Consider the following 26,529-nt stretch of genomic DNA (forward strand, 5'->3'; position numbering starts at 1 on the left):
TCTGTGTTGAGTCCCTGTGAAATCGGCTAAATCTGAGTTGAGGTTGCATGTCGTGGAGTGAGGAAGCGCTTTTCAAGCATCTAATGCAGAGGTCTGTACCAGCAGTGCTTGGATTTTTAAGGGGGAATCTTTAATTGTTTCTAAAATTTTCAGCTTTTCCGAATATTGTTTGTTAGCTTGCAGGAGTAAGTGCCTGACTTGATTCTAATCACTGAATCACGGACGCCCAGTCAATTCACCTGATCTAGTAATTAAAGTTATTCAGTGTTTCGAGGCGAAAGAGATGACAATTGAGCCAGTCAATTTTATGGCAACGATGGTACGGCGAGTCCAGTTGACCGATGCAGACAAATCCCTGTTGGCGGAGGCCGCGCCGTGGGGAAAGGAAATTGCCCCCCAAATGGCCGACATTTTTTATGACTACCTAGGGCGGGATGAAGAGATGAATGCCATTCTCAACGCCACAGAAGGACGCATTCATCGCCTCCATCAAACCTTCATCGACTGGTTCCATGAAATGTTCACAGGGATGGATGGTTGGGGCAAGGCCTACGCTGAGCGACGCTGGAAAATTGGTCTGGTTCACGTGCGCATTGGCATTGGGCCACAGCATGTGGTACCCGCGATGGCAATTGTTGTCAACGCCGTGCGGCAAAAGTTAAGGGAAGCCAACAAATCCGAGGCCCTCAGTGATGCCCTAGGCAAAATTTGCATGATTGATCTTGCCTTTATTGAACAGGCCTACTTCGAGGTGTCTTCCCAAGCGGTTCTTAAGGAAACCGGTTGGACCCAGGCACTGTTTCAACGGCTAATTGCCACAGGGGCTGCTGCCATGTAGGTCACCTAGCAGTCATTGTTCAAAAAGTTCCCATATCTTTACGAGGATTAGATTATGCCAATTAATGCCGCAAAACTTGAAGCTACACTGCAAAACTTTGTTGCCAATGCCAGTAATGTCCAAGGAGCCGCCCTTGTGTCTCCCGATGGTCTGACGCTGGCGGCAACCTTGCCGGGGGGAATGGATGATGAACGGGTGGCAGCGATGTCAGCGGCCATGCTGTCGTTGGGGGAACGTATTGGACGAGAGCTAAGCCGAGGTAAAATCGAGCGCATCCTTGTAGAGGGTGCCAGTGGGTATGGCATTCTCACCAGTTGCACCGAAGATGCGGTTTTCCTTGTGCTGGCGGATGCCTCTGCCAAATTGGGCATTATCAACCTTGAAATTAAAAATGTTCTGGCTGAATTGCAAACCCAACTTATGGGTATGGGGCAAGCCGTGAATGTTTAGACCAGCCTGATTCCTCTGTGTTTTGCCGTAATTGAGGTGCCAACCCATGGAAATTATGCGCATTGTCATCACAGGACCAGTGGGCGCAGGCAAATCCACCTTCATCCGTACCATCAGCGAAATTGAGGTGGTGGATACCGATCGCAAGGCAACGGATGAAATTGCTGCTTTCAAGGAAAAGACAACGGTAGCGATGGATTTTGGGCGGCTGCAGTTTGGTCCTAATGTTGCCCTGCATCTGTATGGCACGCCTGGTCAAGAACGCTTTGACTTTATGTGGGATATTCTTATTCGCAAAGCCCATGCGTTTATCCTGCTGGTCAGTTCTCACCGTCCCCAAGATTTTCGAGCGGCACGGCGGATTTTGGCCTTCATGCGCCATCGCACAAAGATTCCAATGCTAGTGGGTCTGAGCCATGCCGATAATCCCAATGCGTGGCCTGCTGAAGAGATCGCGATCGCCCTTGGCTACTTGAGTCCCCACCGTCGCCCACCCATGGTGCCTGTGAATGCTTTAGATCAGTCCTCTGTTGCCGCTGCCATGATGGCACTCATTCAAGCCTATGCCAGTGCCCAATCCTCGCAATTAAACCGCAGTGCTCTAGCCACGTAACTGAACGCAGAATCACTCAACTTATTAGGGGGAATCTATGAAAATCACCGGTTATCTATCAGAGTTTTCACTGGGGGAAATTTTCCGTTTTCTGGAGCAGGGGCAAAAAACGGGTTGCCTTTCCATTAAGCCCGTGGAAATGGCGGGGATGATGCCGCTGATTCCCCAAATGCAGGAGTACTATATCTTCTTTCGCTTGGGTCAAATTGTAGCCGCAACAACGACCTTGGATCACCAAGGATTGCAACGGCTCATTGAGCAGCGGGGCTGGCTGCGCCCAACTACCATTCAACGCCTCTTACCCTTTTGTTCCCTAACCGGATCCCTTGGACTGTGCTTGAAAACCCAAGGTGCCCTTGAGCCAGAACAGCTGCGGCTATTGTTCAAGCAACAGGTACTGACACCGATTCCTCACCTCTTTAGTCTCAATGAGGGCTGGTTTAAGTTCGATGCCAACCATCCACTGCCTTTTGGCGAAATGACGGGACTGAGTGCCTCACCCATGGAAATTTCCTTGGCGGGTCTACGACTGCTGCGGGATTGGACAGCCCTAATGGACAAGCTGCCCTTGCCGAGTTCAACCATTGCCAGCACGATTGAAGGACAGCCCCCCTACCGCCTCAATCATCATGAGTGGCAAGTGTGGGAGTACGCCAACGGTACCAAAACCCTCCAAGAAATCAGTGAAGCGTTGAACTTACCCATTCTAGAGGTGCAAAAAATTTGTTTTCGCCTAATAGTGGTGGGGATTGCCGAGGAAATTGCTGGCATTGCTGCTCCCGCCGCCAGCCCTAGGGAACCAGAACTCATTGAAACAACAGAAATTAGCTCCTCCTTTCTAGAGGGAATCTTTACGTTTCTGAAAACAAAAACCCACCCGCAATCGGTCTAGGGGGATAAAAAACAATGCAACGCTTCGCGTGGACAGAGCAGCTGCAGACCGGCGTGCCCATGATTGATATACAGCACAAGGAACTCGTCTGTGCTGTCAATGATCTGGCGGATGCCATTGAACAGGGTCGGGGAAGTGCTGCGATTAAACAGCTAATTGCTTTCATGAAGTATTATGCAGAGTGGCACTTCGGGAATGAAGAAAGCTGTGCTGAAAAATACCAGTGCCCCCTAGCAGAAGTTAACCGCTGCGCCCATAAACAGTTCATCGAGATGATTGAAGAGCTGCAGCAGCAGTACCGCGACAGCCAAGCGGATGCGGCGATCGCCACCCGGATCCATGGTAAGTTAGCAGACTGGTTAGTGAATCACATTATGAAAATTGACAAGCAAATTGGGCAGCACATCTGTGCCCATGCTTCAGGCTAGGAGGGCATGAAGAAATACCATCTGGTGGTCAAACCCAATGCAAGAACGTCTTCTGTTTCCGTGAATTCTGACGGCCAGCTAGTGGTGGCGGTGCGTGCCCCAGCTACTGAGGGCAGAGCCAATGAGGAACTCATTGCTGTCTTGGCGGCCTATTTTCAGGTACCCAAGTCCCGTATTCAGCTGACTAAGGGTCATACCAGTCGCTATAAGGTGGTTGAACTCCTCGATTGATGCCCCTTAGACTAAGAGCAAGTGCGGCTCAACATAACCTATGACTCTTGATGTCACTCCAGCCAAATCCTTTGTCCTCAGCGGTGCACGTCCCCACTACAGTCCCGATCGAGTGGGGCAGGTGGAACATATCTGCTTGGACTTGACCCTAGATTTAGAGACCCAGGCATGCTGGGGACAGTGTCATATCCATCTACGACCATTGCACTCCCAAGTGCGCCAGCTGCGCCTCAATGCCGTGGGGCAACAGATCCAGAGTGTGACTGTGCAGCACCAACCCCAAGCCTTCCACTACGATGGTGAATTTCTGGATATTTCTCTTGATGCGAGCTTGGGGATTCACCCAGATCAGGTGCTGGTGATCACCATTGACTACCGTCTGCAGAAACCCCAGCGGGGATTGTACTTTGTTGCCACTGATCCCCCCCAAGCTTGGACTCAAGGGGAAGATGAGGACTCCCGCTATTGGTTTCCCTGCTTTGATTCTCCTGGGCAGCTGGCGACGTCAGAGGTACGAGCGCGGGTGCGCCAACCCTTACAGGCCATTTCCAATGGGGAATTGCGTGCCTGCTACAGCGAGGGAGAGTGGCAAATCTTTCACTGGTATCAACCCCAGGTCCATCCCACTTATCTGATGACCCTAGCGGTGGGGGATTTTGCGGTTTTTGATGACCAGTGGCAGGGCAAGCCCGTCACCTACTACGTTGCTAAGGATCGCGCTGCCGATGCCCGCCGCACCTTGGGCAAAACGCCAAAGATGATGGACTTTTTCAGCCGCATCTACGGCTATCCCTATCCCTACCCCAAATATGCCCAAGTCTGTGTGGCCGATTTTATCTTTGGCGGCATGGAAAATACCTCGACAACCCTATTGACAGACCGCTGTCTGTTGGATGAGCGAGCCGCCGCTGAAGATTTTCGCAGTGAAAGTTTAGTGGCCCATGAGTTGGCACACCAGTGGTTTGGCGATCTGGTGGTGATCAAGCACTGGTCTCACGCTTGGATCAAGGAGGGCATGGCCTCCTATGCCGAGGTGCTCTGGTTTGAGGAGGAATATGGCGCTGATTTTGCCGCCTATTATCGCCTTGGGGAATTGCGTAACTACCTCAGTGAGGATAGCGATCGCTACCGCCGCCCCATTGTCACCCATGTCTATCGCGAAGCCATTGAACTCTACGATCGCCACCTCTACGAAAAAGGCGCCTGTGTCTATCACATGATCCGCCAGGAACTCGGAGAAGAGTTATTCTGGAAAGCCATTCAAACCTTTGTCCGCACCTACGCCCACCAAGCTGTGGAAACGGTGGATCTGCTGCGGGCGATTGAAATGGCCACTGGGCGCAACCTACTTCCCCTCTTTGACCAATACGTTTTTCGTGGGGGACATCCCGACTTCCATGTGAGCTATCGCTGGGAGGTAGCCGATCAACTAGCCGTTCTCACCGTCAAGCAGCAGCAGGTGACCGATGGGGTCACGCCCCTAGAGCGCAACCTTTTTGATCTGCGGATTCCTGTTGGCATCGGTACGGTGGATGATCAGGGGCAGGTGACGGTCAAAACCATTCCCCTGCGCATTCATGAGCCAGAGCACACCTTCTATCTACCCCTACCGCAGCAACCCACCTTTGTGAGTTTTGATGCCGGCAACCATACCCTCAAAACCGTTACCCTAGAGTACCCCCTCCCTGAACTCAAAGCCCAACTGCAGTACGACCCCGATGTTTTGGGGCGGGTTCAAGCTGCCATTGCCCTAGGCAAAAAAGGAAACCTAGAAGTTGTGCAAACCTTGGCGGCGGCGCTGCAACGGGAACCCTTTTGGGGAGTGCGGCGTGAAATTGCCAAAGTGCTGGGCACGATTCAACTGGATCAAAGCTTAGAGGCGCTCAAGCTGGCACTAGCCGATGATCACCCCCATGTTCGTGCCGCCGCAGTGGAGGCCATTGCTGGGTTTAAGTCCGCCAAAGCCTACGAACTTCTCAAGCCCATTGCCAAGCACGGCGACCCCAGCTATAGCGTTGAAGCTGCCGCCCTGAAGGGAATTGGTGTGATTGCCGCTGCCAAACCGCAACCGAAACCCAAGCTCGAAAAAGTGCTGAAACGACTGCGGAAGGCTTTGGAAAAACGACAAGGCTGGAATGAGGTGGTACGCTGTGGGGCGATCGCTGGCTTGGGGCAACTCAAGGAGTCTCCAGAGGCGGTGAATTTGGTTCTTGACTACACCGCTATTGATGTCCCGCAACCCCTACGCTTGGCCGCCATTCGTACCCTTGGCACCATTGGCGATCGCCACCATCCCCAACTGAAGCAAATTCTGGAACGGCTAGAGCAACTCAGCCACGAGACCTTTTTCTTTACCCAGATGGCCGTTGTCCAAGCCCTGAGTCAAGTTGACCATCCCCAAGTTCTAGGCCTGCTGCAGCAGCTGGGCGATCGCACCACCGACGGCCGTATCAAACGATCAGTTGATGAAGGAATCGCCAAAGTTCAGAAAGCCCTTGGCAGCGATGACCGCCTCAAGACCCTTGAGACCACCCTCAACGAGTTACAAAAGGAAAATCAAACCCTAAAAAGCCGCCTTGAAGAGTTAGAAGCACGCACTAAAGCGACCCAGCAGGACTCAGCGCTAAGTTAGGGATAACGACACCCAGACCCCTGCGGGCATTGGGCAAGCCCAGATGACCCTGCCATGGGATAGGGGCTTTCATCGTTTAAGCCGTGTTCCATCCATAGGAAAAGGGCTGTAGCATAGTAGGAACACAATTAGAGGAGGTTGGGGTGACCAAAAAACGGGTGCTTTCGGGAGTCCAGCCCACAGGTAGCTTGCACTTGGGGAATTATCTCGGAGCAATTCGCAACTGGGTGGCGGGGCAAGCCGAGTATGAAAACTACTTTTGTGTGGTGGATTTACATGCCATTACCGTCCCCCACGATCCCGCAGAACTGGCGGCTAATACCTATACTGTTGCTGCTCTGTACTTGGCCTGTGGCATTGACCCAGCCCACGCTACCATCTTTGTCCAATCCCACGTCAGCGCCCATGCCGAACTCACTTGGTTACTGAACTGCATTACCCCCCTCAACTGGCTGGAGGACATGATCCAGTTCAAAGAAAAGGCGATCAAACAGGGGGAAAATGTCGCGGCAGGACTCTTGGACTATCCTGTGTTGATGGCAGCGGATATTTTGCTCTACGATGCCGATCTAGTTCCTGTGGGGGAAGATCAAAAGCAACACTTGGAACTGACCCGCGATATTGCCGCTCGTGTGAACTACCTCTTTGCCCGCAATCAGCCGCCAATTCTCAAGCTACCGGAACCCTTGATTGCCAAGGCGGGAGCACGGGTGATGAGTCTCACTGACGGCACCAAGAAAATGTCGAAGTCGGATCCCTCGGAACTGAGTCGCATTAACCTTTTGGACTCGCCGGATGAGGTTCGCAAGAAGATCAAGCGCTGCAAAACTGACCCGATTCGTGGCTTGACCTTTGACGATCCCGATCGCCCCGAAGCCAATAACCTGCTGAGTCTCTATCAAGTACTCACGGGAAAAACGAAAGAGGCAGTGGCAGCAGAATGTGCCGATATGGGCTGGGGACAGTTTAAGCCCCTACTCACCGATGCGGTGATTGCTACCCTAGAACCGATTCAGCAGCGATACCAAGAGATTATGGCAGACCCCAGCTATCTCAAGGATTTGCTCAAAAAAGGCCAAGAACAGGCCGCCCGTGTGGCCAATGCAACCCTAGAGCGGGTAAAACTTGCCTTTGGGTTTACGCTGCCATGAATATCACAAGCGGGTTGAGGCGACTCTGGCGGGGATTTTGGCGGCGATCGCGCCTTGTCAATGACGAACCCCTGAATTGGGTCAGTCTCATTGTCATTATCTTGGTGGATATTTTTATCCTCATTAATGTCTTTAGTGGCCTCAGCGAAATTAGCAATTGGCCTTTGAGTCCCAGTCAAGCCCAGCCCTGTTATGCTCCTTGGCAAGCCTATCGCCAAGACACCGCTAGGGAGCGCGACATTCGTTTTCTAGAGCAGCAGATTAGCCTTGACCCCCCGCCCCAGACGGCTGTGGAGCGCCTACAACAAAGCAGCAAGGGCAAATTGGGAACCATCTCCGCCATTTGCTTCACCTATGCAGAGTATCAAGATGCCGTCAACCACCCCACCAATCAAGCCCGACTTAAGCAACGACAGCAGAAACAGGCACAAATTCAAACCCTCGAGGCCACCAATGCCCGCATTCGTCAAGAGTATGACTCGACACTATTAGAGCAGCTTGCGGGGCAACCCCCGGATCAATCGATCAACTTGGTGGAAGCCGCCAAGGCCAAAGCCACCCTTGAGGCCAACAACCGCCAAATTGCCGCTCTCAAAAATGAGATGGCGGCCCTTGAACAGGCGATTCTCCAAGAAGCCGATAGCCAAGCCTTCTTGAAATTTTTAGCCGAGGACGCCACCTTTGCCCAGCTTGAGAACCAATATCAGCGCTCTCAGTTTTGGTATCCCAGTCTCCAATTTGTTTTACAAGCCCTCTTTCTATTACCGCTGATTGCGATCGCCCTAGTGGTGCATCGTTTTGCCGATCGCCACCGCCATGGCCTGCTTGCCCTCATGAGTTGGCACCTACTGGTGATCCTCTTGATTCCTTTGGTGCTGAAGATTTTTGAACTATTGCAGGTGGGAGCCCTCTTTGAGTGGCTGGCTAATGTCATTCTTGCTCTCTTTGGCGGTCTGCTTTTTTTGGTCAGCTACCTCTATATCTTGCTGATTCCAGCGGTGGGGTTTGGCATGATTAAAGTGGCGCAAGCTCTTTTCCTCAATCCACAGCGACAGGCGGCAGGGCGAGTCCAAAAACTCCGCTGTGTCCGTTGTGGCAAACGACTGCGGGATCTCGATCAGCACTGTCCCCACTGTGGTTATTTGCAGTGGATGCCCTGTCCCAATTGTCAGCAGCCCACCTATCGCCACTTACCCTATTGTCGGCATTGCGGTGCATCGACCCGTTCTTCTGGCTAGTCCTTGCTGGGGCGGTTGAGCCAGTCGGCACACTCACGCTGTAGCCCCTGCAATGTCATATTGGGTACCCGCTCAGCAGCAAAAGCCTCGGCCTCAATTGGAATGTCTTCGGGGTTATAGCCACTCTTGCGGTAGAGATCCGCAACGATACCGGGGCTGACGCGAATGCCCACGGGCACCAAGGAATCCAAATCTCGTTTGGCGGCAAAGCAGGCTTGAACGACGTGCCAGCCCTCGTGGCGCAGCGTTTCGATAAAAATTGGCCAATGGGCAAGGGCGCGGGGACGCAAGATCAAGCGATCGCGACTAAAACTATAGGAGCCGTAATTATCATCTTGGCGTTGACGGATATAGAGGGTCGTGCCCGTACGCAAAATGGTGCGAATCAACTGATAGGCTTCCACCTCAGCACTGTTTTGCAGCCGAAAACGGGCAGGATCGCGGCGCGGATAATAAACCAGATCAAAGAGAAGCTGAATATCCTCATCGGAACCGTCAATGGGGATCAAATCCCGCTGGGCGAGACCCGGGGATGGGGAAACTACAAGGGCGATCGCCAGCGTCAATGTCGATAAAGAAACCCGCAGCCAGCTTTGAAGTTGTTTTTGCAGCACAATGATCAACCCCCTGCCTTTGGGGAATGCTGCTCCTAACCTAGCAATTTTGATAGCAGTCTAAACGTGTTCTCTATCACGATCTCACAGCGATCCCCACCCCTTTTCACAGTGACGGGATCACGGTCAGAAAAACCTCAAAACCGCTCTTTGAGGGATGAAGCGCCATCGCTGCTCCAATAGTTTAGAAAAGGGCTGTATGATGGACTTAGGAAGAAGCAACAAATAATATTCCTTGATAAGTTTTTGTATAGTTTGTGATTTTAATGTGTTGAATGATGACTTAGCAATGATTGAGAAACTCCTTGTTTTATCCGCTGTTGATGACTGCCCTTTAGAATCACTAGCGACCCTTGAAGTCGTCGCAGAAGACTCTGCGCAAAAATATCCTCAAAAAAAATGCTTATTGCCATCCATCAACATATTACTGATCGAAAACATCCCCCAATCGGGTGAAATTTTATATCCCCATCTCGCCGAGATTGATTACATTTGCTATCAAGTTCACACCTGTCCGTATTCTCATTTAACCCCCGGGGTGGTTGCTCAGGCCAAGCCCAATCTCCTTGTCCTCATTGCTCAAGGGGATCACGTTCTTAAAGCAGTGCAAACACTCCAGCAACGCTATCCACACTTACCCTTAGTTGTGATTGATCCCAGCGATCGTCCGGATCTGGCCACGCAGATCCTCCACAGTGGTGCTCAGGACTACTTGAGCTTTCAGGAACTCAGCCCCAACTTGCTGGCGCGCAGTATCCGCCATGCCATCGATCGCCATCAGGTGGAACAGCAACTCCTACGCCAAGCCCAGTACGATCGCCTGCTGGTACAAATTACCCAGCACATTCACCAATCCCTTGATCTGGCCACGATTCTCGAAGCTGCCGTCAAGGATGTGCGAGAACTCTTGGGCTGCGATCGCGTGCTCATTTATCGCTTCCTCGAGGATTGGCGCGGCATTATGGACGTTGAAGCGGTGATGCCTCCTTGGTTGTCAGCCCTTGGGGATGTCGTGGGGGATTCCTGCTTTACGGAACGCTATGTAGAGGCCTACAAACGCGGTCGCATTCATGTCGTGAACAATTTAGACACCACCCCTCTCGTTCCCTGCTATCGCGATCTGCTGGCACATTATCAGGTCAAGGCCAATCTGGTGGTACCGATTGTTGTCGAAGGGCGGCTGTGGGGGTTGCTCATCTGTCATCAATGCGCCCATCCCCGCGACTGGCAAGACAGTGAGATTGAACTGATTAAGCAAATTTCGACCCAGTTGGCGATCGCCATCCTGCAGGCAGAACTCTATCAAAAGGCGCAAGCGGAAATTCAAGAGCGCAAAGCAATCGAAGCCCAACTCCTCTACCAAGCCCGCCATGACCGCCTCACCCATTTACCCAATCGCTGGTTCTTTGAGGAACAGTTGCGCCTTACCCTCAGCTATGCAGCCGAGCACCCCAAGTACCACTATGCTGTTCTCTGCTTGGATATCGATCGCTTCAAGACCCTCAATGACAGTCTAGGACACGGCACAGGGGATTTATTCCTCCAAGCCTTTGCTCAGCGGCTGACGCGTTGTGTGAGTCCTCAGGACGTAGTGGCACGCCTAGGGGGAGATGAATTTGCGGTCTTGCTCAATGATATTGAGGGGATAGAACATGCCCAAGCCCTTGTCCACCAACTGCAGGATCGCCTCAACCATCCCTTTGAAATCGATCACTACACCCTGTACAGCACGGTGAGTATCGGTCTTGTGATGGGTAACCCCCATTACACCAGTAGCGAGGAACTGCTGCGGGATGCTGACATGGCCATGTACCAAGCTAAAACCAAGGGACACAATCGCATTGATGTCTTTGATCCCGTGATGCTGCAACAGGTGCGCGATCGCTTGTACTTAGAAGTGGAACTGCGGCAAGCGATTGAACGGGGGGACTTTGTCCTCCACTATCAGCCCATCGTCAAGCTCCGGAGCCAATCTCTCAAAGGTTTTGAGGCACTCCTGCGCTGGCAAAAGGGGGATACGCTGATTTCCCCCAAAGTTTTTATTCCTGTCGCTGAAGAAACGGGGCTGATTTTTGAACTCTCCCGCTGGGTCTTGCACAATGCCTGTGAACAGTTGCAGCAGTGGCAACAGCGTTATCCCAAGCTTCAGTCGGTGGGCTTTACGATGAGTATCAATCTGTCCGCCAACCAATTTTCGTTGCCTACCCTTGTAGCTGAGATTCAACAAACCCTTGAGCATTACCATTTAGCAGGGCACTTTCTAAAGATAGAAATTACTGAAAGTACCTTGATGCAGCACTTGGATTCTGCCCGCGAAATTCTTGCCGAGCTGAAGGCGATGGGGGTGCGCATTAACATTGATGACTTTGGCACTGGGTATTCCTCCCTGAGCTATTTACGCAATCTGCCTCTCGATGGCATTAAAATTGACCGCTCCTTCATTTCCCAAATAGATCGCAGCCAAGAAGATCTAGAGGTGGTTCACACGATTTTGGTGCTGGCGCGCAACCTCCACCTCGATTGCATTGCCGAGGGCATTGAAAACACAACTCAACTGCAGCTGTTGCGATCGCTGCGCTGTCCCTCTGGCCAAGGCTATCTTTTTGCCCCACCGCTGACTACGGACAAGGCTGAGGTGTATCTACAGGAACACATCCTTTAACAACACCAGCACCTTCAAGTCAAGTTCAATCGAAAAATGAATAATAAATTGACTTGCCATCATTGCCCAAGGGAAAGAAAACAAAAGTCCGCACCACCACTGGCAATGGGTGTGCCGATAGGATTTAGGATAGTGGCAGTGCTCTTGGATTTCTCAGATGGCCAGCTTATTTGACCAAAACTTTCGCTATACCGATCGCGCCCGCGCCATCTTCAAAGACCTGCAACGCAACCTCCATCCTATCTATATGGAGCTACTGGAAGAAGGGTTCTTTTCTCGGGAAATTAGCGCCCTCGTCACCAGTGCTGCTGCCCAAACCGAAAATGCCGCTATTGCTGAATGGGAAGAGGCGCGGGGTAGCTCCCCCAATACGGAGGAATCACAGACCACGGCCTAGGGGATGACTTCTCAAGCGCGCATCTTGGAAATTGAGTCCCTGAGTGTCCACTACGGTGGCATTTGCGCTCTGCGCGAGGTGAGTCTGGCCATTGCAGCCGGCGAGTGCATTACCCTTGTGGGTGCCAATGGTGCTGGCAAAACCACCCTGCTGCGTGCCATCTCTAGACTCGTTCCCAGTGAAGGTACCATTCGCTTTGCCGGTCAATCGATTGCAGGGCGATCGCCCCATGAATTAGTGAGGCTGGGCATTGCCCATTGTCCAGAGGGGCGTCAGGTTCTCGCCCGCCAAACCGTACGCGACAATCTTCTTCTCGGTGCCTACTGTCGTCGAGATGAGGCGCAGATTGCACAAGACCTCGAAGAACAACTCAAGCGCTTTCCTAGACTACGGGAGCGGCAATACCAACTGGCGGGAACCCTCAGTGGCGGTGAGCAACAAATGCTGGCGATCGCCCGTGCCCTGATGAGTCGTCCTCGCTTACTGCTCCTTGATGAACCCAGTTTAGGCTTAGCGCCCAATTTAGTGCGGGAAATTTTTGCCATCTTGGCACAACTGCGGCAACAGGGGATGACAATGCTACTGGTCGAGCAAAATGCTCACCTAGCCTTACAATTGGGCGATCGCGGTTATGTGCTTGAAGCGGGTCAAGTGACCCTCAGCGGTCGTGCAGCAGATCTCCTGAATGATCCACGGGTTCAGCAAGCCTACCTTGGTTAATGCTATGATGAGAAAGCTGGACGTGTGGCTCAGTGGATAGAGCATCAGATTCCGGTTCTGAGGGTCGGGGGTTCGAATCCCTCCACGTCCGTTAATCAAGCATCAGCATCATGACTGAACCCGTTACCCGTTCCGAATTGAGCCAAGTTTTAGATGCTATCCAAGGGATGCAGGCCGATATGCAGTCAATGCAGGCTGCCATCCAAGCCATGGATAAAAAGCTGGATATTCACATCGCCACGAGTAACGAGAAATTCCAAAGGCTTGAGGACAAAATTGATACTGTCGAGGCCAAACTTGAACAGCGTATCAATGCTGTGGAGGCTAAGCTAGAGCAGCGCATCAACGCCGTCGAAGCCAAACTAGAGCAGCGCATCAATGCTGTCGAAGCTAAGCTGGAACAACAGATGAAGGCTGTGGAGGCCAAACTGGAGCAGCGTATCAATGCTGTCGAAGCTAAGCTGGAGCAACAGATGAAGGCTGTGGAGGCCAAACTGGAGCAGCGTATCAATTCCATAGAAGTACAGTTAGGGCAGCGGATTGATACGGTAGAGTCCACCTTGCAGGATATTTCTAAGCGACAAGCGGGCACAGATGCCCGGCTTTGGGGATTCCTAGTGACCCTTCTGGTGGCCACAGTTGGCTTACTGACAAAAGTGCTGTTCTTTGATTTGCCCCGCCCCTAGATTCGTTACCCTAAAACTGGCCTTATCGTTCTTAGCCAGTATGTTTCTCAACCTCAAAGACATCATTTTGCTGTTGCATCCCATCTTGGCCTGCACATTTGTCTTTCCGGTCATTGGCATCACCACATTCTTTGCTCTGCAAACGCGGCAGCGTCGTCTCAAAGACACCACCATCCCACCCACAGTGGGCACCCTGCATGTCAAATTGGGCAATCTTTTAGCAGCCGGCGTGGTTGGCATCACATTGGTGGCCTTGGCCTATTCAGTGGTGTTTGGATTTCAGGGCTTCTTGATGCAGGCGGAGAATCAGACACTGCAACCGCTCTCTGTTGTCCTCGTGGCACTGATGTTTGTTGTCACCATTGCAGCAACGGCGCTGCTGTATCGTGCTCAATCGAAGCTATGGCGTGCTGTTTTTGCCACCCTCTCAGGGATGGGGGTGACCATTCTAGCTTTTCAACCGGGGGTCTTTCGCCGTGATGACGAGTGGTGGGTTTCCCACTTTTACTTTGGCTTGGCGGCGGTGATGCTGATGATTTTTTCTGTAGCCATTGTGCGGGAGATTTACCAAGATCGATCGCTCAGGTGGCGGCGGATTCACATTGGCTTGAATTCCCTTGCCCTTGTTCTTTTTCTCTTGCAGGGAATTACGGGTACCCGTGACCTCTTGGAAATTCCCTTGAGTTGGCAAGCACCTGTGGTCTATCAGTGCAACTTTGATCCGCGATCGCCCCAATTCAAGACCTGCCCCTAAAAGCGAGTCAGGATATACAGCAGGGTGAAGAGGATAATCCAGATCACATCCACAAAGTGCCAGTAGATCTCTGCCATGGTGACCCCCGTATGCTTGTGGGCACTGTAATGGCCGGGACGGCGCGATCGCCAGATCACCCCCAAAATCAGCAAAATCCCCACAAAGACATGGAGGCCATGGAAGCCCGTCATCACATAAAAGCAGTTGGCAAAGACATTTGTGCGCAGGCCGTAGCCGAGGGTGAGGTACTCATAAACTTGACCGCCCAAGAACACTGCCCCCATGGCCGCCGTGATCCAGTACCATTGGCGCATGCCGCGAACGTCATCCTTTTTGATGGCAACATCGCCGTAGTGGATGACAAAGCTACTGGAAATAAGGATGATGGTGTTGATGGTGGGCACAAGAAGTTCCACCTCAGTGCCTTCGGGCGGCCATTGCTCATTCATGCCCCGCAGAAGTAAATAGGCCGCAAAGAGGCCACCAAACATTAGGGATTCAGAAATCAAAAAGACCAGCAACCCTAAAACCCGAAAATCAGGGTGCTCATGGGCATGATCAACGGCTATGGCCGTCGCTTGAGAGTCAACAGTACCTTGCATGGCTTGCTCCTAAAGCGTCCTACTCTTCCTCGTCCTCATCCTCATCAGTGCTTTCCTTGCGCTGCTCAATGCCGTAGTCGTAGGGACCTTTGGTGACCACAGGCAGCACTTCCCAGTTTTCAATCAGCGGCGGTGAACTGGTCGTCCACTCTAAGCTAAGACCGCCCCAAGGGTTATCGCCGGCAATTTTGCCCTTATTCCAGCTCCAAATGATGTTAATCAGGAAAGGAATAATTGAGAAAGCTAGGACAAAGGCACCAATCGTACAGATGAGATTAATTGGCTCAAACTGGGGATCGTACATGGCCACGCGGCGGGGCATCCCTTTAAGACCCAACTCATGCATCGGCAAAAAGGTCAAGTTCGTGCCAATAAAGGTCAGCACAAAGTGGAGAATCCCTAAGCGCTCATCGAGAAGCCGTCCTGTCATTTTGGGGAACCAGTGGTAAATCCCCGCATAGAGACCAAACACAGAACCACCAAAGAGCACGTAGTGGAAGTGTGCCACCACATAGTAGGTGTCGTGGACGTGAATATCCACGGGGGCAGTCCCCAAGGTCACACCACTGAGGCCACCAAGGACAAACATTGACAGTAGGCCAATGGCAAAGAGCATGGCACTGTTGAGGCGAATCTTGCCCCCCCAGAGGGTGGCGACCCAACTAAAGATTTTTACTCCTGTCGGCACCGCCACAATCAGTGTCGAAATCGTGAAGAACATCCGCATCCAAGGGGGCGTACCACTGGTGAACATATGGTGTACCCAGACAAAGAGACCCACGCAGCAGATGGCCAAACTGGAGTAGGCGATCGCCTGATAGCCAAAGATCGGCTTACGGGCATGAACCGGAATCACCTCAGACATAATGCCAAAGATCGGCAAAATCATCAGGTACACCGCCGGGTGAGAGTAAAACCAGAAAAGGTGCTGGTAAATGACAACGTTCCCACCGGCATCGGGTTTGTAAAACGAGGTGCCAAAGTTAATATCAAACAGCAGCAAAATCAGCCCCGCCGCCAGCACGGGAGTTGACACTAGAGCCAGCAGAGAGGTGGCTAGCATGGCCCAGCAAAAGAGGGGCAATTGATCCCAGCGCATACTAGGCACTTTCATCTTCCAGATGGTGACGATGAAATTCACCGATCCCATGATCGAGGAGGTACCCACAAGGACGATCGCCAGAATCCACATACTCTGGGCAGTAGTGGCCGTGATCGTACTCAAGGGCGGATAGGAGGTCCAACCCGCTTGGGCACCGCCAAACAGGAAACTGGCCAAGAGTAATGCCCCCGCCGGCGGGTTCAGCCAAAAGGCTAAGGCATTCAAGCGGGGAAAGGCCATGTCCCGCGCCCCAATCATCAGGGGCACCAAGTAATTGCCAAAGCCACCAATGGCCGCTGGCACCACCCAAAAGAAAATCATAATGGTGCCGTGGTTGGTCATGAAAGCATTGTAGAGATTGGGATTGAGAAAATCTGAATCTGCCGTTGCCAGCTCCGTGCGCATGGCCACCGCCATCAGTCCGCCAATCAAGTAAAAGATAAAGGCGGTGACCAAATATTGAATGCCAATTACCTTGTGATCAACATTAAAGGTGAAATAGTCGTACCACTTCCACGCCTTGGGATGCTCAGGCAGCGACAAGGGGGTATCTAGCGGCAGTTGTGCTTGCGCCATAACTCTCTCAAGAATGCAACAGTAGGAAGAAAACTAAAGCTTTGACGGAGAATGGTGGTGGGTCATTGCTTCTACTTGCGCCACTAATTGGGGGGTGACGCCCATCTCCTCGACATGGCGATCGCTCAGGGAGGGGATCACGGGAGTCGTTGCGATCGCTTGGTTTTGACTGCGCCACGCTTCAAAATCCTCTGGAGTATGCACGATCACCTGCGTGCGCATGGCACCGTGGTAGCCACCACAGAGTTCAGCACAGACGACGGGGTATGTCCCGACCTTGGTAGCCTTAAAGCGCAGTTCAGTGGGCACACCCGGAATCGCATCCTGCTTCAAGCGAAACTGCGGCACCCAAAAGGAATGGATCACATCCCGTGCGGAGAGGTTCAATTGGACATCCTTGCCCACTGGGATATGCAATTCGCCGGAGACAATGCCACTGTCGGGGTAGGTGAAAATCCATGCATACTGCATACCCGCCACATCCACCACTACGTCTGGGGCTTTGCCTTGAACATCGGGGCTCGCACCAATGCCAATTTCAGGGGTTGGCGCTGCTGCTAAAAGGGCAGTTGCATCGCTGGTGGTTTTTGAGGGGGCTTCGGCAACAACCGCCACTGCTGGTTTAGGGGTGTGCATGGAGTGCATAGCATGATCCCCCGGATTCAGTCCCCCCATGCGCTGGAAAATATCCACGCTGTAGATACCAAGGAAAATCACAATCAGGGCAGGAATAGCCGTCCAGAAGGCCTCTAGGGGTAAGTTGCCCTCTACGGGTAGACCATCCCCTTCCTCACCGGCACGGCGGCGATAGCGAATCACAAAGAGGATGATCGCACCCTGTACCACCAAAAAGAGAGCGGTACCAATTGTGAGCATAATGTCAAAGAAGTTATCCACCAAGGGAGCCTGCTCAGAGGCCTGTTCCGGCAGGAGGCCATGGTGATGACCAACCCAGAAGCTAATCAGGGTAACAACAATGCCAGCGGTCAGTGTCCAAATTGAAGCGGGTATTTGTTCCATGGTGCCAAAGCGTCCAGAAAATCCCACCCTGATCCTAGGCAGATTCCCCAAGGATGTGGGTTAAAAGAACCTAAAGATTTATGTTGATTTATTCACTATCCTTAAAGCAGCTTGGGGACAGAATCATCTGTTTTTGCGTCCTAGGTTAGAGATAGCCCACCGAAACTGAAGGCTGTGCTGGAGGAAAATAGATGCTGAGTGTGTTGCCTTGGGTTGGCCTCTCATTAGCCACTCTTCAGTACTCGACCCATAGAGTGGATCAAACGCAGGTATATATGGTGGCTGCGCCGATGGCAGATTATCGGGTGGTCATGACAGAACCTGCCCCCAATGGCCAAGATACCTATTTAGAAACGACAGCGGCTTTTGCGCGGCGGACGGGAGCTGTGGCAGCGATGAATACGAATTTCTTCCGCTGGTTAAATGCGAATTCCCTGCGTTCCTTTCAGGACTATCAGAAATGGGTTATGGGGGAATTAAAGCCTGAGGGTATTGACTATGGGGCACTACGGCAGACCTGCTTAAGCGGTCGAGGCACGATTCCAGCGGGGGTTCTCGGAGCCTACATCGTGAATGGTCAGGTGGTGCGTCCCTATGAGGGGGGCTATTCAGGGGTGGTGAATTTTCCTGCCCAAGGAGGGATCGAGTTTTATCGCGGTAGGTTGCCAGAGCAACCCTTTAATGTGGTGAGTGGCTCGCAGCAGCTTTTAGAGGGCGGCAGGAAGCTACCTGTGGATGACAGCGATCGCACTTCTCCTAAGGCGATTCTCGGCAGACGGGGCAATGAATATATTTTCGTTGTCAGCGATGGGCGGGGCAATGGTGGTTCGCCGGGGGTCTCCTTTCCACAGCTTCAGGCGTTTTTACTGGAGCAGGGCGTCACTGATGCAACGGCGGTGGATGGTGGCGAATCGACGACGTTGGTGGTGCAGGGACAAGTAAAAAATCATCCCCGCGATCGCTATTGCGAACTGGCGCGTTGGCTACCCGCTCCCACCCTCACGTTTATTCCTCCTAGAGAAGAGGCTCGCGAAGCGGCGATGGCCATGGGGCGATCGCTCAGACCGGTCGGGGCAAATATCGGCTTAGTCCCACGAGAGCAACCCCGAGGCGTCCTTTCCTTTGCGTTTTGGGAACGCCTTCAGCAGCGGCTACTGACGCGACTCCGAGCTTGGCGACACTGGGTCTGATAGCAGCGAAGCCAGATTTTGTTAAAATCCTAGTGTTCACTTTGACCTGCAAGCAACAGCCATGATTCATTCTGCGTACCCTCTACTGTTGACCATTACCCCTTCTCTTAAAGGTTTCTTTATTGGGCTATTGTCCGGCGCGGTGGTGCTGGGTTTAACCTTCGCTGCTTTGATCACCATTAGTCAAATTGATAAAGTGCAGCGTTCTTCATAGGCAGCCAAGCGGCTGGTGGGCTTTGCAATCATCGCTAAAATAGAGTCATGGCCATAGCGCTGTGACTCTGTGTTTTATTTTGCCCCTTCAATCAACCGGTTAAATGACGTATCTTTCCTTTTCCCCCCTCCTTGGTCAAATTGTTAATGTCGGGCTTGGGCCTGCTGGCATTTTGGGCATTGGCCTAGCGGTTGCGGGGGCGCTCCTCTATTTTCTGCGCTCGATTCAGCCAGAGTTAGCGCGAGATCACGATATTTTCTTCGCCGCAGTGGCTCTTCTGTGCGGTGGGATTCTCTTTTTCCAAGGGTGGCGCCTCGATCCAATTCTGCTCTTTGGCCAGTTTCTACTAACAGGCACCGCTGCCTTTTTTGCCTACGAGAGTATTCGGCTACGACGGGTGGCCACCGAGCAGGCGCGGCGAAATACCCCGATTGTGGATGAAGAGCGACCCGTGAGCCGTAGCTACACCTATCGAGCGGAGCTGGAGGAACTCGAACCCTACGAGGATGAAGAGGAAGAGGAGGAGGATTACCCACCCCTGCGGCGAATTCGGGGCAGTCGTGAGGTGTCGCGATCGCGCTATGAAGACGAGGATGTAGAGGATACCCCCCCGGTCGGACGTTTACCCTCACGCCGCAGTAGCCCACCCCCTAGCCGCCCCAGTGTTCGGCGTCCCCCTTCAAGGCGTCCGCGACCGACCCCACCACCGGCAGATGAGATTGTCGATGAACCCTATCGTCCACCAACACCGACAACCCGCCGGCCAACCCGCCGACCGCCGCCGCCGATTACGGAAACTGCGGAAGTGAGCGATCGCCCTGTGCGACGGCGACCCCCCCGCCCCCGTCCGGAAGGCACAACGGATGGCAGTGAATATGTGCCCTATCAACCCTTGGATCGTCCTCCCACTGACGAGCAAGATAACTCCGCCAATTTTGATGAATAGACCTTAATGGCAAACGAGTCGCAAAGGCAGTGAATGATGCGTCGCTCTTTTTTGGTTTCAGTTCTTGGCTTGGCAGTGATCTGTGGGGGGATACAGGAGCAGACTTGGGCGGCTCCCCTTGCGCAAGCCACTCCAGCTGCTCTGCCAGAATCGTTGCAATCCCTCCTTAACGGGTTGGATACAGCAGCCAGTCAAAAGAATCTAGAGGCAGTGCTAGCCTTTTATGACCCTGAGTTCAAAACAGGGGACGGCCTCACCCTTGAAATCTTGCGCAAACAACTGCCGACGTTTTGGCAACCCTACCGTGACATCCGCTACCGCACGACGGTGAACCGTTGGCAACAGCAGGGAAATGAGTGGATTCTAGAGATTAGTACAACCATTGAGGGAACCGGCGGCACGAGCGATCGCCCGCAAAACATTCGTGGCAACCTGCAAGCCACCCAAGTCATCCGCAACGGCAAAATCATCCGCCAAGACATTACCAGCGAAAAAACTACGATCACGATTGGTGCGACACCGCCTACGGTGCAATTCTCCCTCCCCCAAGCCGTGCGTGCGGGTGAAGAATTTAGCCTTGATGCGATTGTGCAAGAACCTATTGGCAATGCCATTCTCCTCGGCGCCGCCAGCGATCAGCCCATCAACGCCCAAACCTACGCCAATCCTAGCCCCGTCAAATTGGAACTCCTCTCTGCGGGCGGGATTTTTAAGGTGGGACGTGCGCCTCAAGAAGCCGGTAATCGCTGGGTCTCTGTGGCCTTAATTCGCGATACGGGCATGGTTCTGATTACACAGCGACTGCGAGTGGAAAAACCATGAGTGAGTCTGAGTCAACCCCCGTAGAGGAACCTGCTGAGAGCCCTGCGGTAACTCTTGAGGTGGAGCAAAGCACACCCATTGTCAGCGGCCTTGCTTTAGAACACTGTGGAGGGCGCTACCGACTCACGTTGCCGGCCGATTTAGACTGGATTGACCTGTGGCCGCAGTTGCAACTTTACCTTGTCGGTCAAGAACACCTCTGGTCAGAGACCTTACCCGTAGATTGTGCCTGCGGACAGCGGCTTTTAGATCAGTCACAGCTTCAACAGTTGGCCGAGGCTCTCAGCGAGCATCAGTTGCAACTGGACAAGATTATTACCGAACGCCGCCAGACGGCGATCGCTGCCGCTACCCTTGGCTACAGTGTCCAGCAGGGGGAACTGCCACCCTTAATTGCAAAAGAGACTGAGGGGGACTCAGACCCCATGGCCAACCCCCTTTACTTGAAAACAACCCTGCGATCAGGCATGGAAATTCACCATGACGCCACTGTGGTGATTGTTGGCGATGTCAATGCAGGAGCCAGTATCATTGCTGCCGGCGATATTATCGTCTGGGGGCGATTACGCGGTATCGCCCACGCCGGTGCCAAGGGCAATCGGGGGGCACGGATTATGACCCTTGAAATGGCAGCCACACAGTTACGGATTGCTGATCTGTTGGCACGTACCCCAGAGCCGCCAAACCCGCCTTATCCAGAGGTGGCCTACGCCACAGACCAAGGGATTCAGATTGCCCCCGCCGATACTTGGGGGCGAGCCTTCGCCGTATCCGAGGCACCTTGAGATAATCTATTCTAGTAAGCCAATTCCTAGGGAGTTCAATGGGGCGCACGATTGTCATTACCTCGGGCAAAGGGGGCGTGGGGAAAACAACCGCCAGTGCCAATATTGGTGTGGCTTTGGCCAAATTGGGGCGATCGGTGGTGCTCATTGACGCCGACTTTGGCTTGCGTAACCTTGACCTACTACTCGGCTTGGAAAATCGCGTGGTTTACACCGCCATTGATGTGCTGACTGGGCAGTGTCGCTTGGATCAAGCCCTTGTGCGCGATAAACGCCTGAATAGGCTGGTGTTGCTGCCCGCAGCCCAAAGCCGCAATAAGGATGCCATTACCCCAGAACAGATGCGACAGTTGGCCTCAGCCCTGAGCAAGCACTATGATTACGTGCTCATTGATTGTCCAGCGGGGATCGAGGCGGGATTTCGCAATGCCATTGCCCCTGCGCAGGAAGCCTTGGTGGTGACCACGCCAGAAATTGCCGCTGTACGGGATGCCGATCGCGTGATTGGCCTGCTGGAGGCCTACCGCATTCGCAATAGCCATCTCATTTTGAATCGCTTACGCCCAGCAATGGTGGCTGCCAACGATATGATGTCCGTCGAAGATGTCCAAGAAATTCTTTCCATTCCCCTGATTGGCATTGTCCCCGAGGATGAGAAGGTGATTGTTTCCACCAACAAAGGGGAACCCTTGGTCTTGGCAGAGTCGCTGTCCCTAGCGGGGCAGGCCTTTATGAATATTGCCCGTCGCTTGGAGGGGGAAAAGGTTGAGTTTCTTGATTTAGAGGCGGCAAGCGGTGGACTCTTTGGTCGCATTCGACGCTTGTTTGGGGCAAAGGGATGATCAGTGAACTTTTAGAGCGGCTGTTTACCCGTACTCCCCCCAGTCGCACCACTGCCAAGGAGCGTTTAAAGTTAGTTCTTGCCCACGATCGCACGGCCCTGACACCGCAAATTTTGGACAATCTGCGGCGCGATATTTTAGAGGTGGTCTCCCGCTATGTGGAGCTAGAAACGGAGGGGCTAGCGGTTTCCCTAGAGTCGGATCAGCGGACAACGGCTTTGATTGCCAATTTACCGATTAAACGGCTGAAACTGTCTCCAGAGGATGTTCCGCCCCCCGAAAATTCGCCAGCAGAGGACGAGGCAGAAGAAAATTGAGTACCGTTGCAGTTGGCATAGCAGCGATCGCCAGCGCCGCGATCCTGGCACAGGCACCTTGGGCGGCTGTTTTAATCGCCCGTTTAGGGCTAGGTTGGCGACGACCGACTCCCTTAACCCCCCAGCCCTCCCACCCAGAGAACTTAGCCAAAGTCTCAATTGTTGTCCCCACCCTCAATGAGGCACAGCGGTTGCAACCCTGTTTAGAGGGCTTAATGCGTCAAGGCTACGAGGTGCGGGAAATTCTGATTGTTGATAGTCATTCCCAAGATGGCACGGCTGAAATCGTGCACGCGGCACAACACCGCGATCCGCGTCTGCGACTGGAGTTTGATCCCCCCTTACCGCCGGGGTGGGTGGGGCGGCCTTGGGCTTTACATACGGGCTTTTGTCGTGCCCATCCCGATAGTGAGTGGATTTTGGGCATTGATGCGGATACCCAACCGCAACCCGGCCTTGTGGCTAGTCTTTTGGCGACAGCAGAGCAGGAGCAACTGGATCTGATTTCTCTCTCGCCTCGCTTTATCCTCAAGACCGGCGGTGAATGGTGGCTGCAACCGGCGTTGCTCTTGACGCTGATCTACCGCTTTGGCGCAGCGCGCGCTGTGGAAACTCAGCCGGAGCGGATTCTGGCCAATGGTCAGTGCCTACTCATTCGGCGATCGCGCCTCGAGGCAATGGGCGGCTACCAAGTTGCCGCTTCCTCCTTTTGTGATGATGTAACGTTAGTGCGGGCGGCAGCAGCTAGGGGAGCACGGGTGGCCTTTCGCGATGGCTCCAAGGTGCTCAAGGTGCGGATGTATGAGGGCATGGCGGAGACATGGCGAGAATGGGGGCGATCGCTGGATCTCAAGGATGCCACCCCCGCCGCCCAGCTCTGGGGCGATGCCTATTTCCTCTGGGCAGTACAGGGATTACCGTTGCCCCTGTTGATTTTGGGCTTGATGGCACTGGCAATGACTACTCCCAGCCTTCCTTTAGAGATGGCGACACTGCTCAATGGCTTGCTGGTGCTGATCCGCTGCGGCATGACACTGGCGATCGCCCCTGTCTATGATTGGCAGACGGGTCAAGGGCACTGGCTCTTTTGGCTGTCTCCCCTTGCGGATCCCCTCGCCGCCCTGCGAATTACCCTCTCCTCTTGGCAACGCCCTAAGCAGTGGCGAGGACGCATTTATCCTGCCAAGACTCAGACTTTGGTTTAAGTCTTTATCTTTATGACACTTGCCGTTGCTCAATGATTAGTCTCGACGTGAAAACTCCACTTGTAACTGCTGCCCAAGAGGCACTTGCCCCAACGTTTAACGAAATTGATGGCCGCGTTAAGGAAAATTTGGATCGGGTTCTAGGGGCGTTTCGGCAGCAGCGGCTGGGGGTGCATCACTTCAGTAGCATGACGGGCTATGGTCATGGCGACCTAGGGCGTGAGGTGCTGGATCGCGTTTTTGCGCAGGTGATGGGGGCTGAGGCGGCCTTGGTGCGGGTGCAATTTGTTTCTGGTACCCACGCGATCGCCACCGCCCTGTTTGGTGTGCTCCGCCCTGGGGATGAACTGATTTCCCTTGCGGGTGCCCCCTACGACACCCTAGAAGAGGTGATTGGCCTGCGGGGTCGCGGCCAAGGTTCCCTCAAGGACTTTGGGATTCACTATCGGGAGATTCCCCTCCTGAGTACGGGCGAACCGGATTGGGGGGCGATCGCCACCTGTGTCCAACCTCAAACCCGCATGGTGCTCATTCAACGCTCCTGTGGCTATACATGGCGGCCGAGCCTCAGCCTTGAGGACATTGGCAAAATGATCCAACTGATCAAGGGGCAAAATCCCAATGTGGTTTGTTTTGTGGATAATTGCTACGGCGAATTTGTCGAGACCCAAGAACCGCCCCATGTTGGCGCCGATTTGATTGCGGGTTCTCTGATTAAAAATCCCGGCGGCACGATCGCCACCGCGGGGGGCTACTTAGCAGGACGCGCTGATCTCATTGAGCAAGCCAGTTATCGCCTTACGGCACCGGGGATTGGCCACGAAGGGGGTGCCACATTTGATCAACATCGTCTGCTCTTTCAAGGGCTGTTCTTAGCACCGCAAATGGTCGGCGAAGCCCTCAAGTGCGCCCATCTCTTGGCCTATGTCTTTGACCAATTGGGTTATCCCGTCAACCCCGCCCCCCTTGCCCCCCGCCGCGATGTCATTCAAGCGATCCAATTGGGCAGTCCTGAAAAGCTGATTGCCTTTTGCCGTACGTTGCAACGTTACTCCCCGGTGGGTTCCTATCTTGATCCTATACCTGCGCCCATGCCCGGCTATGCCGATGATCTAGTGATGGCTGGGGGCACGTTTATTGACGGCAGCACGTCGGAACTGTCTGCCGATGGCCCTTTGCGTCCACCCTATATTGTCTTTTGTCAGGGGGGAACCCACTGGACCCATATGGCCTTGATTTTAGAGGCTCTCCTAGAGGATCAGGCTTTTTGAGGCCAGCCGTAGACTTGAGCAACCGCTTCCCATTGGCACAAAATGCTCTGCTCAAAGGCGTCCTGCCACGTGGGGCACGTTGCTTGGGTGATCTGGTGTGCCTGTGTTCCCATCCGCTGGCGATAGGGGGCATCGTCTAACAGCGGGGTAATGGCGGCTGCCCACTCTTGGGGGTCGCGACTGTAAACCACCACCCCATCCTCCCCTGAGGTTTGGACATATTTGCGCCCGCCATCAAACCCAGAAATGACGACGGGTAATCCTGCCGCCCGTGCTTCCACCACTACATTGGGCCCTGTTTCCGACTCTGAGGGAAAGACGAATAGATCACTGCTGGCATAAATTGCCCCTAATTTTTCTTGGGGTACCTTGCCTGTGAGGGTGACGCGATCGCCCAAAAGGTCTTTGACAAGGGTAGCCTGTGCCCCTTCGCCAACAATCAACACATGGAATGCCTTTCCTTGATTGGTTAACACTTGAGCTGCCTGCGCCAACAGGAGCACATTTTTACTGGCATCTACCCGACCGACAAAAAGCGCGATCGGCACCTCTGGCAGGTGATACTCCTCCCGTAGCCATTGGGGATTGCGAAATCGCGGATGAAAGCGATCGCGATCGATGCCCCGCTGAAACCACGCCACCCGCTCAGGGGGCAAAAACGTGAGCAGCCAATCGGCATCCTGCTGCCGCGAGACCAAGACGCGATCGCTAGCACGCATAAAACCCGCTAATTTACGTTCGGCTCGGTAACCAAACCACTGATCCACTTGTAATTTCTCCAGCCATAGCCACCGCCAAAATTCTCGCCCCCAACTGCGGCCACTCATGCGCCAAATAATTTCCCGCGAATAGGTGCGGGTCAATAAGGGCAAATCCGTGTGAATCGAACTGAGGAGAGGACGATGGTACTGGCGACAAAAGCGGCGCACCGTTTGAGCAAAGCTAAAAGTATCCGTAATGTGAAACACCTGATGTTGGGGTAAATAACGGCGCAATCCCCAATGCAAGGGAGCTACATCGGTCACGCCTGCCCCTTGGCGCATAATTTCCAGTGAGTGCGTGCTGAACTGGGGCGGTAGCAATTGGTAGCGAACATTGGCTGCTACCTCTAGGGTTTGCTGTTTGGCACCAAGGAAGTAAATGGTCAGGTCAACGCGGTCTGGGTAGTGGCTGGCAGCTGCCGCAAAACGTTCCCAACATTTGACGTGTCCCCCGGCATTGGGTTGCCATTCTAGGCAAATAAAGACAGCAACAGATAGTGGTTGTGGCAATCCAGACTCCTCAAGGTTGCGTTTTGCTAAAGATTAACTGAATATCGCATTTAGAGTCAT

Annotated in this window: 28 protein-coding genes and 1 tRNA gene; 24 read left to right on the forward strand and 5 right to left on the reverse strand. The window is 53.3% G+C overall.

Translation table 11 applies throughout. The annotated features are described in order from the left end of the window. Window positions 1–283 precede the first annotated feature (283 nt). From RHJ31_RS09015 to RHJ31_RS09055, 9 genes are all read left to right on the forward strand, one after another. The gene (locus RHJ31_RS09015; protein ID WP_206199532.1) at window positions 284–838 is read left to right on the forward strand and encodes a protoglobin domain-containing protein; all 555 of its coding nucleotides are present in this window, start codon (window positions 284–286) and stop codon (window positions 836–838) included. Between the two features lie 54 nt (window positions 839–892). Further along, complete coding sequence (locus RHJ31_RS09020; RefSeq protein ID WP_206199531.1) at window positions 893–1,288, forward strand: roadblock/LC7 domain-containing protein; 396 nt, start codon at window positions 893–895, stop codon at window positions 1,286–1,288. A 46-nt stretch (window positions 1,289–1,334) separates the two neighbouring features. Then, window positions 1,335–1,901 carry an ATP/GTP-binding protein gene (locus RHJ31_RS09025; protein WP_302676372.1) on the forward strand — a complete coding sequence of 189 codons (567 nt, stop codon included), beginning with the start codon at window positions 1,335–1,337 and terminating at the stop codon, window positions 1,899–1,901. Window positions 1,902–1,938: 37 nt separating this feature from the next. Then, complete coding sequence (locus tag RHJ31_RS09030; protein ID WP_206199529.1) at window positions 1,939–2,793, forward strand: DUF4388 domain-containing protein; 855 nt, start codon at window positions 1,939–1,941, stop codon at window positions 2,791–2,793. Window positions 2,794–2,807: 14 nt separating this feature from the next. Continuing rightward, on the forward strand, window positions 2,808–3,221 hold the full coding sequence (locus tag RHJ31_RS09035; protein ID WP_310445792.1) for a hemerythrin family protein: 414 nt from the start codon (window positions 2,808–2,810) through the stop codon (window positions 3,219–3,221). 6 nt (window positions 3,222–3,227) lie between these two features. Next, window positions 3,228–3,452, forward strand: a complete 225-nt coding sequence (locus tag RHJ31_RS09040) for a DUF167 domain-containing protein (RefSeq protein ID WP_302676374.1) — start codon at window positions 3,228–3,230, stop codon at window positions 3,450–3,452. A 40-nt stretch (window positions 3,453–3,492) separates the two neighbouring features. Beyond that, window positions 3,493–6,084 carry a M1 family metallopeptidase gene (locus RHJ31_RS09045; RefSeq protein WP_302676375.1) on the forward strand — a complete coding sequence of 864 codons (2,592 nt, stop codon included), beginning with the start codon at window positions 3,493–3,495 and terminating at the stop codon, window positions 6,082–6,084. Between the two features lie 143 nt (window positions 6,085–6,227). Then, complete coding sequence (gene trpS / locus RHJ31_RS09050) at window positions 6,228–7,235, forward strand: tryptophan--tRNA ligase (RefSeq protein ID WP_302676376.1); 1,008 nt, start codon at window positions 6,228–6,230, stop codon at window positions 7,233–7,235. Continuing rightward, complete coding sequence (locus RHJ31_RS09055) at window positions 7,232–8,473, forward strand: zinc ribbon domain-containing protein (protein WP_302676377.1); 1,242 nt, start codon at window positions 7,232–7,234, stop codon at window positions 8,471–8,473. Before trpS ends, RHJ31_RS09055 begins: the two co-directional genes overlap by 4 nt. Here RHJ31_RS09055 and RHJ31_RS09060 read toward each other — a convergent pair. Beyond that, the gene (locus RHJ31_RS09060; RefSeq protein WP_302676378.1) at window positions 8,470–9,087 is read right to left on the reverse strand and encodes a hypothetical protein; all 618 of its coding nucleotides are present in this window, start codon (window positions 9,085–9,087) and stop codon (window positions 8,470–8,472) included. The two genes, RHJ31_RS09055 and RHJ31_RS09060, sit on opposite strands and share 4 nt — an antisense overlap. Window positions 9,088–9,625: 538 nt before the next feature. Between RHJ31_RS09060 and RHJ31_RS09065 the strand changes: the two genes are divergently transcribed. The 6 genes from RHJ31_RS09065 (at window position 9,626) to RHJ31_RS09090 (ending at window position 14,306) form a co-directional block, all read left to right on the forward strand. Continuing rightward, window positions 9,626–11,749, forward strand: a complete 2,124-nt coding sequence (locus tag RHJ31_RS09065) for a bifunctional diguanylate cyclase/phosphodiesterase (RefSeq protein WP_302676379.1) — start codon at window positions 9,626–9,628, stop codon at window positions 11,747–11,749. Between the two features lie 157 nt (window positions 11,750–11,906). Then, window positions 11,907–12,146 carry a hypothetical protein gene (locus tag RHJ31_RS09070; RefSeq protein ID WP_302676380.1) on the forward strand — a complete coding sequence of 80 codons (240 nt, stop codon included), beginning with the start codon at window positions 11,907–11,909 and terminating at the stop codon, window positions 12,144–12,146. Between the two features lie 3 nt (window positions 12,147–12,149). After that, on the forward strand, window positions 12,150–12,866 hold the full coding sequence (locus tag RHJ31_RS09075; protein ID WP_302676381.1) for an ABC transporter ATP-binding protein: 717 nt from the start codon (window positions 12,150–12,152) through the stop codon (window positions 12,864–12,866). An 18-nt stretch (window positions 12,867–12,884) separates the two neighbouring features. Continuing rightward, a tRNA-Arg gene (locus RHJ31_RS09080) sits at window positions 12,885–12,957 on the forward strand. A gap of 19 nt (window positions 12,958–12,976) precedes the next feature. Beyond that, on the forward strand, window positions 12,977–13,552 hold the full coding sequence (locus RHJ31_RS09085) for a hypothetical protein (RefSeq protein ID WP_302676382.1): 576 nt from the start codon (window positions 12,977–12,979) through the stop codon (window positions 13,550–13,552). 40 nt (window positions 13,553–13,592) lie between these two features. Continuing rightward, window positions 13,593–14,306 carry a DUF4079 domain-containing protein gene (locus RHJ31_RS09090; RefSeq protein ID WP_206199519.1) on the forward strand — a complete coding sequence of 238 codons (714 nt, stop codon included), beginning with the start codon at window positions 13,593–13,595 and terminating at the stop codon, window positions 14,304–14,306. Here the strand turns inward: RHJ31_RS09090 and RHJ31_RS09095 are convergent. The 3 genes from RHJ31_RS09095 to RHJ31_RS09105 are packed head-to-tail and all read right to left on the reverse strand — an operon-like array spanning window position 14,303 to window position 17,606. Next, entirely contained in the window at window positions 14,303–14,908 is a 606-nt protein-coding gene (locus tag RHJ31_RS09095) for a heme-copper oxidase subunit III (RefSeq protein ID WP_206199518.1), read from the reverse strand. The genes RHJ31_RS09090 and RHJ31_RS09095 overlap by 4 nt on opposite strands. Before the next feature lie 19 nt (window positions 14,909–14,927). Then, window positions 14,928–16,586, reverse strand: a complete 1,659-nt coding sequence (gene ctaD, locus RHJ31_RS09100) for a cytochrome c oxidase subunit I (protein WP_302676383.1) — start codon at window positions 16,584–16,586, stop codon at window positions 14,928–14,930. 33 nt (window positions 16,587–16,619) lie between these two features. Beyond that, complete coding sequence (locus RHJ31_RS09105) at window positions 16,620–17,606, reverse strand: cytochrome c oxidase subunit II (protein ID WP_302676384.1); 987 nt, start codon at window positions 17,604–17,606, stop codon at window positions 16,620–16,622. 275 nt (window positions 17,607–17,881) lie between these two features. On the opposite strand from RHJ31_RS09105, the gene RHJ31_RS09110 reads away from it, so the two are divergent. The 9 genes from RHJ31_RS09110 (at window position 17,882) to RHJ31_RS09150 (ending at window position 25,198) form a co-directional block, all read left to right on the forward strand. Further along, the gene (locus tag RHJ31_RS09110; RefSeq protein WP_310445794.1) at window positions 17,882–18,796 is read left to right on the forward strand and encodes a phosphodiester glycosidase family protein; all 915 of its coding nucleotides are present in this window, start codon (window positions 17,882–17,884) and stop codon (window positions 18,794–18,796) included. An 88-nt stretch (window positions 18,797–18,884) separates the two neighbouring features. After that, on the forward strand, window positions 18,885–19,010 hold the full coding sequence (locus tag RHJ31_RS09115) for a photosystem II reaction center X protein (RefSeq protein ID WP_190278187.1): 126 nt from the start codon (window positions 18,885–18,887) through the stop codon (window positions 19,008–19,010). A 103-nt stretch (window positions 19,011–19,113) separates the two neighbouring features. After that, the gene (locus RHJ31_RS09120) at window positions 19,114–19,956 is read left to right on the forward strand and encodes a Ycf66 family protein (protein ID WP_302676386.1); all 843 of its coding nucleotides are present in this window, start codon (window positions 19,114–19,116) and stop codon (window positions 19,954–19,956) included. Between the two features lie 33 nt (window positions 19,957–19,989). After that, a complete protein-coding gene (locus RHJ31_RS09125) occupies window positions 19,990–20,778 on the forward strand; it encodes a nuclear transport factor 2 family protein (protein ID WP_302676387.1) in 789 nt (262 codons plus the stop codon). After that, a complete protein-coding gene (gene minC, locus RHJ31_RS09130; RefSeq protein ID WP_302676388.1) occupies window positions 20,775–21,563 on the forward strand; it encodes a septum site-determining protein MinC in 789 nt (262 codons plus the stop codon). The genes RHJ31_RS09125 and minC overlap by 4 nt, the downstream gene beginning before the upstream one ends. Before the next feature lie 38 nt (window positions 21,564–21,601). After that, a complete protein-coding gene (gene minD / locus RHJ31_RS09135; RefSeq protein ID WP_206199512.1) occupies window positions 21,602–22,405 on the forward strand; it encodes a septum site-determining protein MinD in 804 nt (267 codons plus the stop codon). Continuing rightward, window positions 22,402–22,722 carry a cell division topological specificity factor MinE gene (gene minE / locus RHJ31_RS09140; protein WP_206199511.1) on the forward strand — a complete coding sequence of 107 codons (321 nt, stop codon included), beginning with the start codon at window positions 22,402–22,404 and terminating at the stop codon, window positions 22,720–22,722. Before minD ends, minE begins: the two co-directional genes overlap by 4 nt. After that, a complete protein-coding gene (gene cruG, locus RHJ31_RS09145; RefSeq protein ID WP_302676389.1) occupies window positions 22,719–23,927 on the forward strand; it encodes a 2'-O-glycosyltransferase CruG in 1,209 nt (402 codons plus the stop codon). Before minE ends, cruG begins: the two co-directional genes overlap by 4 nt. Window positions 23,928–23,974: 47 nt before the next feature. After that, window positions 23,975–25,198: a methionine gamma-lyase family protein gene (locus RHJ31_RS09150; protein WP_302676390.1), complete on the forward strand. Its 1,224-nt coding sequence runs from the start codon at window positions 23,975–23,977 to the stop codon at window positions 25,196–25,198. On the opposite strand, the gene RHJ31_RS09155 is transcribed toward RHJ31_RS09150, so the two are convergent. Then, window positions 25,186–26,469, reverse strand: coding sequence for a glycosyltransferase (locus RHJ31_RS09155; RefSeq protein WP_302676391.1), 1,284 nt, complete (start codon window positions 26,467–26,469; stop codon window positions 25,186–25,188). The genes RHJ31_RS09150 and RHJ31_RS09155 overlap by 13 nt on opposite strands. Between the last annotated feature and the right edge of the window lie 60 nt (window positions 26,470–26,529).

It is taken from the genome of Thermosynechococcus sp. JY1331 (assembly GCF_031583475.1).
Lineage (GTDB): Bacteria > Cyanobacteriota > Cyanobacteriia > Thermosynechococcales > Thermosynechococcaceae > Thermosynechococcus.

Excerpts from the sequence above, each read along its gene's own strand:
- RHJ31_RS09090 (WP_206199519.1), top strand. The coding sequence starts at position 13,593 with ATGTTTCTCAACCTCAAAGACATCATTTTGCTGTTGCATCCCATCTTG.
- RHJ31_RS09125 (WP_302676387.1), top strand. The coding sequence starts at position 19,990 with ATGATGCGTCGCTCTTTTTTGGTTTCAGTTCTTGGCTTGGCAGTGATC.
- RHJ31_RS09030 (WP_206199529.1), top strand. The coding sequence starts at position 1,939 with ATGAAAATCACCGGTTATCTATCAGAGTTTTCACTGGGGGAAATTTTC.
- RHJ31_RS09045 (WP_302676375.1), top strand. The coding sequence starts at position 3,493 with ATGACTCTTGATGTCACTCCAGCCAAATCCTTTGTCCTCAGCGGTGCA.
- RHJ31_RS09120 (WP_302676386.1), top strand. The coding sequence starts at position 19,114 with ATGACGTATCTTTCCTTTTCCCCCCTCCTTGGTCAAATTGTTAATGTC.
- RHJ31_RS09085 (WP_302676382.1), top strand. The coding sequence starts at position 12,977 with ATGACTGAACCCGTTACCCGTTCCGAATTGAGCCAAGTTTTAGATGCT.
- minE (WP_206199511.1), top strand. The coding sequence starts at position 22,402 with ATGATCAGTGAACTTTTAGAGCGGCTGTTTACCCGTACTCCCCCCAGT.
- RHJ31_RS09035 (WP_310445792.1), top strand. The coding sequence starts at position 2,808 with ATGCAACGCTTCGCGTGGACAGAGCAGCTGCAGACCGGCGTGCCCATG.
- RHJ31_RS09015 (WP_206199532.1), top strand. The coding sequence starts at position 284 with ATGACAATTGAGCCAGTCAATTTTATGGCAACGATGGTACGGCGAGTC.
- minC (WP_302676388.1), top strand. The coding sequence starts at position 20,775 with ATGAGTGAGTCTGAGTCAACCCCCGTAGAGGAACCTGCTGAGAGCCCT.
- RHJ31_RS09020 (WP_206199531.1), top strand. The coding sequence starts at position 893 with ATGCCAATTAATGCCGCAAAACTTGAAGCTACACTGCAAAACTTTGTT.
- RHJ31_RS09075 (WP_302676381.1), top strand. The coding sequence starts at position 12,150 with ATGACTTCTCAAGCGCGCATCTTGGAAATTGAGTCCCTGAGTGTCCAC.
- minD (WP_206199512.1), top strand. The coding sequence starts at position 21,602 with ATGGGGCGCACGATTGTCATTACCTCGGGCAAAGGGGGCGTGGGGAAA.
- RHJ31_RS09040 (WP_302676374.1), top strand. The coding sequence starts at position 3,228 with ATGAAGAAATACCATCTGGTGGTCAAACCCAATGCAAGAACGTCTTCT.
- RHJ31_RS09070 (WP_302676380.1), top strand. The coding sequence starts at position 11,907 with ATGGCCAGCTTATTTGACCAAAACTTTCGCTATACCGATCGCGCCCGC.
- RHJ31_RS09095 (WP_206199518.1), bottom strand. The coding sequence starts at position 14,908 with ATGCAAGGTACTGTTGACTCTCAAGCGACGGCCATAGCCGTTGATCAT.
- RHJ31_RS09110 (WP_310445794.1), top strand. The coding sequence starts at position 17,882 with ATGGTGGCTGCGCCGATGGCAGATTATCGGGTGGTCATGACAGAACCT.
- ctaD (WP_302676383.1), bottom strand. The coding sequence starts at position 16,586 with ATGGCGCAAGCACAACTGCCGCTAGATACCCCCTTGTCGCTGCCTGAG.
- RHJ31_RS09055 (WP_302676377.1), top strand. The coding sequence starts at position 7,232 with ATGAATATCACAAGCGGGTTGAGGCGACTCTGGCGGGGATTTTGGCGG.
- RHJ31_RS09025 (WP_302676372.1), top strand. The coding sequence starts at position 1,335 with ATGGAAATTATGCGCATTGTCATCACAGGACCAGTGGGCGCAGGCAAA.
- RHJ31_RS09105 (WP_302676384.1), bottom strand. The coding sequence starts at position 17,606 with ATGGAACAAATACCCGCTTCAATTTGGACACTGACCGCTGGCATTGTT.